Raw genomic sequence first — 10,160 nt, forward strand, 5'->3', positions numbered from 1 at the left:
ATCCGGGTATCCAAACGCCTGCAAAAGGCTATGTAGAAAGCGGAGGTGTTGTATTAATGAAGAAGATCATGCTGGATGCCGGGCACGGGCCCGCCACGCCCGGAAAACGCACGCCCGACGGCTCGATGCTCGAATTCACGTTCAACTCGGCCGTCGCCGGATTTGCCGCAGACCTGCTCCAAAAAGAAGGCATCACCGTCCGATTCGCCCACGAAGCCGGCCGCGACGTGCCCCTTTCGGAGCGGGCAAGAAAAGCGAACAGTTGGGGCGCCGATGCATTCATTTCCATCCACGCCAACGCCTACGGCAATGGCTGGAATGACGCCGCGGGCATCGAAACGTATATTTACCCCCAGGCGCAGAAACAGTCGGAAATCCTCGCCGGCCACATGCAGGGGGCGCTCGTCTCCGCCTGCGGCCGCAAAAACCGCGGCGTCAAACGGGCCAACTTCGCCGTCGTCCGCGAAACGCGCATGCCCGCCGTCCTGCTCGAATGCGGCTTCATGACGAACAAGGCGGAAGCCGCCCTTTTAAAGAGCGACCGCTACCGACGCCAATGCGCAAGGGCGATCGCCTTCGCCGTCGTGAACTGGTATTACGGCCGGTGACTTTGAAATGAGCGGGAAGCAAGTCGGACGGTTCACCCGGAGGCAAGGCGATCCGTACGACTCGGGGCCGGATCCGTACGGTTCAAGCCGGGATCCGTACGACTCGGGGCGGATTCCGCACGACTCGCCCGGTGGGAAGTTGATCCGTACGACTCAGCGCCGGATCCGTACGGTTCAAGCCGGGATCCGTACGACTCGGAGCGGGTTCCGTACGGCTCGCCCGGAGGAATGTCGATCCGTACGACTCAGCGCCGGATCCGTACGGTTCAAGCCGGATTCCGTACGACTCGGAGCGGGTTCCGTACGACTCGCCCGGAGGAAAATCGGATAGTGTCCAGGCCTCTGTGTAAATTCCACTCAGAAGGAGGGGAAACCCGCGAGACACCTGCGGGAACAGCGTTAGTCGAAGACCCCGCAGAGCGGAGCTCGAGGAGGCTGAGGCAACGCCCGCGGAAAGCGAGCGGGTTTCTTCGACTGATGGAGTTTACACAGTACTATGGACACAATCGAAAGTCGATCTGTACGACTCGCCCCGCCAACTCACCATTTCTGATGTCACCTCATCCGCCCCAATCAAAAAGACCGGTGCAGCTGGTTTCATTCCAGCCGCACCGGTCTTTTCCATGTTCATCACTTTCCGATATACCCGACAATTACGGTTCCGGTTTTCGCCTCGCCTTTAACGGAGAGCGGAGGAAGGTCCGGGTTGCCGCCTTCTTTCGTGAAGCGGACGGCTTTTTGAAGGAACTGCTCCTGTTCCTGAGAGCGGTCGACATCCTGGAGACGGACGTCGACGCGGCCGAGGCTGGACAGGGCTTCACCGTTCAGGCCCGCATCCTGCGGCACATAAATTTCAACGGCTCCGGATACGGCGCCCGCTTCGATCTTGAACGCTTCCGAGTCGCGTGTTGTGACGACGACATGGCCGTTCACGGAGCGGGCTTCAATATCCTTGAGCATGCCGTCGATGTCGATCTTGCCGTTCATCGTTTCCGCTTCGATCTTCTCGCCGTGGGCATCCCGCACGCGGATCGTGCCGTTTGCCGTCTCGAATTCCGCTTCCTTGAAATGGAGGCCGGCTGCTTCGATTTTGCCGTTCGCGGCACGGACGCGGATTTGGTCCACGGTGAGTTCATCGTCCGAACGGAATGCCCCGCTCAGCAGGCGGACCGATAGCCGGCGGTACTGTTCTTTGGGAACGTGGAGGACGATGTTCACCTGGGTCATTTTCCGGTCGCTTGAAATCCGGAGCTTGCCGCTGTCCGTCACGAACAGGAAGCGCTCAAGGAATTCTGTCTTCGCTTCTTCCTCATCGTCCGCCCGGTACGCCTTCACGTCGCACTCTGCACGAAATTCTTCATTTTCGGACACCCGGAGCTCCAGGCTTCCAAGAGACAGGTCGGCGACGATTTCATCGATGCCTTCGGCGCTTTTCGTGTACGTTTGGCTGAAGGTCACCGGCTCGCCGAACGGCTTTTCAATGTCGAATGTCTTCACTTTATCAACCGCCGTCTGCATGAATTCCATGAAGCGGCTGCCGAACACGGTGAAGTCACGGCGGACATCTTCCAGGAATTCATCCATCGACGAAGGACGGCCTGTCCGTCCTTCACGGTCCGGCTCTTCGTCCGCCCCGGATCCTTCACCAAAGTCTCCGCGCACATTGTCCGGCTCCTCGGCATTGCCCCCTGCCGGTTTTTCCTCATTCAGCTGCGGATGGCTGTCCTTCACGGCCTCCTGGTTGTCCTCGAACTTCTCCAAAAGACGCAGCGCCTCGTCGGCACTGATCGTTCCTTGTTCCAGCATGTCCAGAATCCGGCTTTTCTCGTCTTTCATCTGTTCGTATACCTCCTTCGGCAGCGGCAAGGCCGCCATCCGTTGATAGTGTTAATACGCTTGAAGATCTCAAAAAGTTTCATCCGGCGCCAACTTCGGCTTCACCTGCCACTCTCCGCCTCCGCGATGAGGGCGTCGGTCCGCTCCCGGTCCCGCTCAAGAATCGGCTTCAGGTAGCGGCCCGTATAAGACACCCGGCTCTCCGCCACTTCTTCCGGCGTGCCGGACGCGATAATCTGGCCGCCGCGCTCTCCGCCCTCCGGACCTAGATCGACGATATGGTCGACGGTTTTGATGACATCCAGGTTATGCTCGATGACGAGTACGGTGTTGCCGCCCTCGACAAGACGCTGAAGCACGACGAGCAGCTTCGAAATATCATGCGCGTGCAGCCCCGTCGTCGGTTCATCGAGAATATAGAACGTTTTGCCGTTTGACCGCCGGTGCAGTTCAGAGGCCAGCTTCACGCGCTGCGCCTCCCCGCCGGACAGCGTTGTCGCCGGTTGGCCGAGCTTCACGTAGCCGAGCCCGACGTCGGCGATCGTCTGCAGCTTGCGCGCGATTTTCGGGATATTTTCAAAGAAGACCAGTGCATCGTCGACGGTCATGTCGAGCACATCGGCGATGTTTTTCCCTTTATAGCGCACTTCCAGGGTCTCCCGGTTGTATCGCCGGCCGTGGCACACTTCGCACGGCACGTACACATCCGGCAGGAAATGCATCTCGATTTTGATGATGCCGTCGCCGCGGCAAGCCTCACAGCGGCCGCCTTTCACGTTGAAGCTGAACCGTCCTTTTTTGTAGCCGCGGATCTTCGCTTCATTCGTCGAGGCGAACACGTCCCGGATGTCATCGAACACGCCGGTATAGGTCGCCGGGTTCGACCGCGGGGTGCGGCCGATCGGGGACTGGTCGATGTCGATGACTTTCTCGAGCTCCTCGATGCCCGTGATGTTGCCGAACGCACCCGGCTTCGCTTTCGCGCGGCTCAGTTTCTGGGCGAGCGCCTTGTAAAGCACTTCGTTCACGAGCGTGGATTTCCCGGAGCCCGACACACCGGTCACCGCGATGAACTCGCCGAGCGGGAATTCCGCATCCACGCTCTTCAGGTTGTTCTCGGACGCCCCCTGGATGCGGATGAACCGGCCGTCGGACGGCCGCCGCTCCGTCGGCACGGGAATGAACTTCCGGCCGCTGAGGTAATCGCCGGTGAGAGAATCCGGATCGTTCATCACTTCCTCGGGGGTGCCCTGCGAGACAATCTCCCCGCCGTTGAGCCCGGCGCCCGGGCCGATGTCGATCAGGTGGTCGGCCGCAAGCATCGTGTCTTCATCATGCTCCACGACGATGAGCGTGTTGCCGAGGTCCCGCATGTTCTTGAGCGTGCCGATAAGCCGGTCATTGTCCCGCTGGTGCAGCCCGATCGACGGCTCGTCCAGGATATACAAAACACCCGACAGCCGGGAGCCGATCTGCGTGGCCAGCCGGATGCGCTGCGCCTCCCCTCCGGACAGCGTGCCCGCCGCCCGGGACAGCGTCAGATAATCAAGCCCGACGTTGATCAGGAAGCCGAGCCGCTCATTGATCTCCCGCAGAATGAGCCGGGCGATCGCCTCGTCTTTCTCGGAAAGCTTGAGCGTGCTGAAAAACTCCATCGCATCCGTGATGGAAAACGCCGTCACCTGGGCGATGTGCAGTCCGGCCACTTTGACGGCGAGGGATTCTTCCTTCAGCCGGTAGCCGTGGCAGGCCGGGCACGGGCGCTCGGCCATATATTTCTCCATCTGTTCGCGCACATAGTCCGACGTGGTCTCCCGGTAGCGTCGCTCGACGTTGCGGAGCACCCCTTCAAAATGAATATGATTGTCGCGCGTGACGCCGAATTCATTCGTGTAGCGGAAACGGATCTTGTCATTGCCCGAGCCGTTGAGGATCTTGTCCATCTGGGCGTCGGTGAGCTCGCTCACCGGCACGTCCATCGGAATTCCGTAATGCTTTGCCACTGTCTTCAGCAGCTCCGGATAGTACTGGGAACTCGTCGGTTCCCACGGGGCGACCGCATGCTCTGCGAGCGTCCTGGATTTATCCGGCACGACGAGGTCCGGGTCGACTTCCAGCTTCACGCCGAGGCCGTCACATTCCGGGCACGCGCCGAACGGGCTGTTGAATGAAAACATCCGCGGTTCCAGTTCGCCGATCGAAAAGCCGCACACCGGGCATGAATGGTGCTCGCTGTAAAGCAGTTCTTCCCCGCCGATCACGTCGATGAGCGCACGGCCGCCGGCAAGCGAAGCCGCTGTTTCAAGCGAATCGGCCAGCCGGGCGCCGACGTCATCCTTGACGACAATCCGGTCGATGACGACTTCGATGTCGTGCTTCTTGTTTTTGTTCAAGTCGATGTTGTCGTCCAGGTCATACAGCTCCCCGTCGACGCGCACACGGACGTAGCCCTGTTTTTTGATGTCCTCAAACAGCTTGGCGTGCGTCCCTTTCCGCCCGGAGATGACCGGCGCGAGAATCTGCAGCCGCGTGCGCTCCGGCAGTTCCATGATGCGGTCCACCATCTGCTCGACGGTCTGGGAAGAGATTTCGATCCCGTGGTTCGGGCAGACCGGCTTGCCGACGCGCGCATACAAAAGACGGAGGTAGTCGTAGATCTCCGTCACGGTGCCGACCGTCGACCGCGGGTTGCGGCTCGTCGTCTTCTGGTCGATCGAGATCGCCGGAGACAGCCCTTCGATCGCATCCACGTCCGGCTTGTCCATCTGGCCGAGGAACTGGCGGGCGTACGCGGACAGCGATTCAACGTACCGGCGCTGGCCTTCGGCGTAGATAGTGTCAAACGCAAGCGAGGACTTCCCGGAACCGGACAGCCCCGTCATGACGACGAGCTGGTCACGGGGAATCGTCACACTGATGTCCTTCAAGTTGTGCGCACGCGCCCCCTGAACAACGATTTCCTGGTTTTTCATCCGAATGTCACCCCTCTGCTTTCAGTTCCAATATCGTATCGCGCAGCTGGGCGGCCCGTTCGAAGTCGAGCGCCTTTGCCGCGTCTTTCATTTCTTTCTCGAGTGAAGCGAGAAGGCTGCCCTTTTCTTCCTTGGTCAGCTTCTTGCCTTTTGTCACTTTCTCCACATACGTGACCGTTTCCCCGGTTTCGTGCGTCGCACGGATCGAGTCACGGATCTGTTTTTTGATCGTGGTCGGCGTGATGCCGTGCTTTTCGTTGTACTCCATCTGTTTTGCACGGCGCCGCTTCGTCTCGTCGATCGCCGCGCGCATCGAGTCGGTCATCCGGTCTGCATACATGATGACCTTGCCGTTCGCATTCCGCGCGGCGCGGCCGATCGTCTGGATGAGCGAACGCTCGGAACGTAGGAACCCTTCCTTGTCCGCGTCAAGAATGGTGACGAGCGACACTTCCGGAATGTCGAGTCCCTCCCGCAGCAGGTTGATCCCGACAATGACGTCGTACGTGCCGAGCCGCAGCTCGCGGATGATTTCCGTCCGCTCAAGCGTCTTGATCTCCGAGTGGAGGTACGTGACCTTGATACCCGCTTCCTTCAGGTAGTCGGTCAGGTCTTCAGACATTTTCTTCGTCAAGGTCGTGACGAGGACCCGCTCGTTTTTGCGGATCCGCTCCTGGATTTCGTCGATGAGGTCATCGATTTGTCCCTCGATCGGCCGCACGTCGATTTCCGGATCGAGCAGTCCCGTCGGCCGGATGATCTGCTCGACCATTTCAGGAGAATGCTCGAGTTCATAGGGGCCCGGCGTCGCCGAGACGTAGATCGCCTCATGGACGCGATTCTCGAATTCCTCGAAGCGGAGCGGACGGTTGTCCAGCGCGGACGGCAGGCGGAACCCGTGGTCGACGAGCACCTGCTTTCGCGCCTGGTCCCCGTTGAACATGCCGCGGATCTGCGGAAGCGTCACGTGGCTTTCATCGATGACGAGCAGGAAATCATCCGGGAAATAGTCAAACAGCGTGTACGGCGTCGCACCCGGCGGCTTCAGGTTCAGGTGGCGCGAGTAGTTCTCGATCCCCGAACAAAAGCCCATCTCTTTCATCATCTCGATGTCATAGCGCGTCCGCTGCTCCAGCCGCTGGGCCTCCAGCAGCTTGTCATCTGCACGAAGCACCTTCAGCCTTTCTTCCAGCTCGACCTCGATGTTCGCGATCGCCTTCACCATCCGCTCTTCGCGGGCGACAAAGTGGGAAGCCGGGAAGATGGCGACGTGGTCCCGGTCGCCGTAGATCTCGCCGGTCAGCGCATCGACTTCACGCAGCCGGTCGATCTCATCCCCGAAAAACTCGATCCGGATGCAGCGCTCGTCGCGCGAAGCCGGAATGATCTCGACGACATCCCCCCTCACGCGGAACGTCCCGCGCGTGAAGTTCATATCGTTTCTCGTGTACTGGATGTCCACAAACCGCCGAAGCAGGTCGTTTCGGCTGATCTCCATGCCTGTCCGAAGCGAAACGAGCATATCCCCGTACTCCGACGGGTTACCGAGACCGTAGATGCACGACACCGACGCCACGATGAGCACGTCATTGCGTTCAAACAAAGCCGACGTGGCGGCGTGGCGCAGTTTATCAATTTCGTCGTTGATGCTCGCGTCTTTTTCGATGAAGGTATCGGTCTGGGGCACATACGCCTCCGGCTGGTAATAATCATAGAAGCTGACGAAGTACTCGACCGCATTATTAGGAAAGAACTCTTTAAACTCACTGTAAAGCTGGCCGGCGAGCGTCTTGTTGTGCGCCATGACGAGCGTCGGCTTGTTCACTTCGGTGAGGACGTTCGACACCGTGAACGTCTTCCCCGTCCCGGTCGCCCCGAGCAGCGTCTGGTGTTTCCGCCCTGCCTTCAGGCCGCCGACCAGCTTCTCAATCGCCTTCGGCTGATCGCCCTGAGGCGTATACGGCGCCTGCAAATCAAATTTCTCGACCATGGTCTGACCCCTTCCGGTTTTCACGTTCATTGTGTCACTATCCTACCATATTCCCTTCCTTTTCACGAACAAAAAGCGAACAGGTGTTTTAATGACGGGAACAGCGGGAATTGCAAGGGGAATTTTGAGTGCGGAGCCCGGGATGTGTGCAGCGGGGGTGCGAGTGGCGCGAGTTTGACTCCGAGTGGCGCAAGTTCGGCCTCGAGTGGCGCAAGTTCGGCTCCGAGTGGCGCAAGTTAGGCCCGTGATTGGTCTCTCGGTTGATCAGGAGGGAACCCCGGCAGAAAAAAAGCGAACGCAAAACCGCCCGCTCCCAGGGCAATGAATCCCCTGACGCGGACGGTTCCGGGTCGTCGATTGGCTTCAAGAGTCGTTCCTCCAATAAGTCTGTCGTGTCATCAATCCTTCGTGACGTCGTCGTCATCGAGGGTCTTCAATTGAGCGGTGTAGTCGAGGAAGCCCTTTTTGTCTTTCCGGTCAAGCGCGTCGTCAATCAGCGCAATCAGGCGATCCCTCATCTGTTCACGATGCACATGCTTGAGGAACAGATCCATGTAAATGTCATTGAGCAGCTGCTCCCCCTGGCTTGCGCGACCTTTGCCGACTGCCTTCAAAAACTCTGCGTATGAATAATATTGCTCCATTCCCTTCACCACCTGGCTCTTTTTCCTATTATATATGCTGAAGGAGGGTGGATGCAACCCTGTTTTTAGAAATTTCCTTATTCATTGTTTATTTAAAAGAATAAGAATAAAGTCTTGTCTTATTTCCAATATCAACTACAATAGGATATATGATTACTTTGTAGGAGGAGCGGGCATGGAAATCAAAAAATTGACATCTCCGTATTACATCACCTTCGATACATTGGCGCTGGAACCGATGTTCATGGACGGGAAGGCGTATACGCTTGTGACCGAAAAGAAAGAACAGTTCCTGCTTGAAAGAAGGCCTTTGTACAACCTTAAGCAATCCTGCGAATTGTACGGCACCACTTTGCGCCAGGCGGTCCAGACGTCCAGCCGGCTGATCGGAAACCATCATAAAGTTCCGGTCCTCATCGTCCAGGACCTCGGCATGCCCTGCATTCTCATGCCGACGCTTTCTCCGCAGTCCGAAGCGAATATTTGGATTGCCCTGCATGGCATTGATGATTACTGGGGAGATTCCGCCAGCTGTGAAATCCGTTTGGAAAACGGGACGGTCATCGGTGCGGACGTTTCCATCCAGACGATGAACCGCCAATATGCGCTTTCCTGCCGGCTGGATAAAAAGTTTTCCCGCATGCAGTACTTCCTGCGCCACCCGGGATTCAACCGCGAATACACCTAGTTTTACATACAAATCGCCCGGTCCCCCATCGTCAGATACACGCCGAGCAGCTCTTCCGACCGGTTCCTCAGCCGGACGTTCAGGTAGCGGCGGCGGTCTTCGTATCCCTCGTGGATGAATACATATTCCGTGAACAGGTCGTCCCGGTCCCCTTTGATGAGCTTCATTGAACGGCGGCGCATGTACAGGCGGGATTCCTTCAGGTCCTTCTGCACGAGCTTCTCGGCTTCCGCCACCATGGCGAGGTACGGACGCTTGAGCTTGAACGGGCCTGTTTCGAATGCCTTCTTGTCGCGTTCCAGGATGATGAGCAGCATCGGCAGGTAAATCAGGTTTTCAAAATGGGGCAGCGCCTCCGACGGGATGAGCGGCATGGTCCCCCTCCCTCCTTTTCTCCAGAAGAAAAGAACGTTTGTTCGTATTTCTATCTTACCCCATCCGGCGGGAACTATGCAATGGCCATTTTCTCCCGCCTGGTGGCGAATTTTGGCGCGTCATGGTATGTTTTACGAAACGGGGGATTTCATAAGGGGGAATTTTACATGGAAACGATTCGCTATGAACAGAAGGGACATCTCGGCATCATCACGCTCCACCGGCCGGCATCAATGAACGCCTTCAACTATGACATGGTGTCAGAACTCGGCCAGGTGGTCGAGTCGGTCCGCATCAATCCGGACATCCGCGTGGTGCTCATCACGGGCGGCAGCGGACGCGCCTTCAGCGTCGGCGCCGACCTGAAAGAGCGGAAGACGCTCACCGACGAACAGGTGAAGCGCAATCTGTACAAGATGGGCGAAGTGTTCACGATGATCGAGAAGCTGCCGCAGCCGACGATCGCCATGATCAACGGCTTCGCATTCGGCGGCGGGATGGAACTCGCACTCGCCTGCGATTTCCGGATCGCTTCGTCTGAAGCAAAGATGGGACTCACCGAGACGGGACTCGCCATCATCCCCGGCGCGGGCGGCACGCAGCGGCTCCCGCGCCTCATCGGCGAGGCAAAGGCGCTCGAACTCATCCTGACCGCGAAGCGCATGACAGCGGAAGAAGCTTACGGCTACGGCATCATCACAAAAGTCGCCGACCCGGACAGCCTTTGGGAGGCGGCCGGCGAATTCACCGACAGCCTCCTTGCCAACGGGCCAATCGCCCTTCAGCAGGCGAAGTTCGCCGTGAAGAATGGGATGAACGCCGACCTTCAGACCGGCCTCGCGATCGAGCGGAAAGCGTATGAAGTGACGATCCCGACCGGAGACCGGATCGAGGCGCTGAATGCGTTCGCCGAAAAGCGGAAACCGGAGTTCAAGGGGAAATAAAACAAGACAGAAAAAAACCGCCGGACAAGCCGTCCGGCGGTCAGACTGTAGACAAAGTGAGCCTAATGCTCCTTTGGCTACAGTTTTTCTTTTTCCTGAACAT

Annotated in this window: 8 protein-coding genes; 3 read left to right on the forward strand and 5 right to left on the reverse strand. The window is 58.3% G+C overall.

Annotated elements, in window-relative coordinates:
* Positions 1–56: 56 nt before the first annotated feature.
* Positions 57–608, forward strand: coding sequence for an N-acetylmuramoyl-L-alanine amidase family protein (locus ACFFIY_RS07320; protein ID WP_354198981.1), 552 nt, complete (start codon positions 57–59; stop codon positions 606–608).
* 630 nt (positions 609–1,238) lie between these two features.
* Here ACFFIY_RS07320 and ACFFIY_RS07325 read toward each other — a convergent pair.
* From ACFFIY_RS07325 to ACFFIY_RS07340, 4 genes are all read right to left on the reverse strand, one after another.
* A complete protein-coding gene (locus ACFFIY_RS07325) occupies positions 1,239–2,444 on the reverse strand; it encodes a DUF4097 family beta strand repeat-containing protein (protein WP_354198979.1) in 1,206 nt (401 codons plus the stop codon).
* A 101-nt stretch (positions 2,445–2,545) separates the two neighbouring features.
* Positions 2,546–5,416 carry an excinuclease ABC subunit UvrA gene (uvrA, locus tag ACFFIY_RS07330; RefSeq protein ID WP_354198977.1) on the reverse strand — a complete coding sequence of 957 codons (2,871 nt, stop codon included), beginning with the start codon at positions 5,414–5,416 and terminating at the stop codon, positions 2,546–2,548.
* A gap of 7 nt (positions 5,417–5,423) precedes the next feature.
* On the reverse strand, positions 5,424–7,406 hold the full coding sequence (gene uvrB, locus ACFFIY_RS07335; RefSeq protein ID WP_354199025.1) for an excinuclease ABC subunit UvrB: 1,983 nt from the start codon (positions 7,404–7,406) through the stop codon (positions 5,424–5,426).
* Between the two features lie 398 nt (positions 7,407–7,804).
* On the reverse strand, positions 7,805–8,050 hold the full coding sequence (locus tag ACFFIY_RS07340) for an IDEAL domain-containing protein (protein WP_354198975.1): 246 nt from the start codon (positions 8,048–8,050) through the stop codon (positions 7,805–7,807).
* Positions 8,051–8,225: 175 nt separating this feature from the next.
* Here ACFFIY_RS07340 and ACFFIY_RS07345 point away from each other — a divergent pair, with 175 nt between their 5' ends.
* Complete coding sequence (locus ACFFIY_RS07345; protein WP_354198973.1) at positions 8,226–8,738, forward strand: competence protein ComK; 513 nt, start codon at positions 8,226–8,228, stop codon at positions 8,736–8,738.
* A 2-nt stretch (positions 8,739–8,740) separates the two neighbouring features.
* Here ACFFIY_RS07345 and ACFFIY_RS07350 read toward each other — a convergent pair whose 3' ends face one another.
* Complete coding sequence (locus tag ACFFIY_RS07350) at positions 8,741–9,112, reverse strand: YhjD family protein (protein WP_354198971.1); 372 nt, start codon at positions 9,110–9,112, stop codon at positions 8,741–8,743.
* 168 nt (positions 9,113–9,280) lie between these two features.
* Between ACFFIY_RS07350 and ACFFIY_RS07355 the strand changes: the two genes are divergently transcribed.
* Positions 9,281–10,057, forward strand: coding sequence for an enoyl-CoA hydratase-related protein (locus ACFFIY_RS07355; protein WP_354198969.1), 777 nt, complete (start codon positions 9,281–9,283; stop codon positions 10,055–10,057).
* Positions 10,058–10,160 lie beyond the last annotated feature (103 nt).

Source organism: Bhargavaea ullalensis, from assembly GCF_042432615.1.
In the GTDB taxonomy this organism is placed as follows: Bacteria; Bacillota; Bacilli; order Bacillales_A; family Planococcaceae; genus Bhargavaea; species Bhargavaea ullalensis.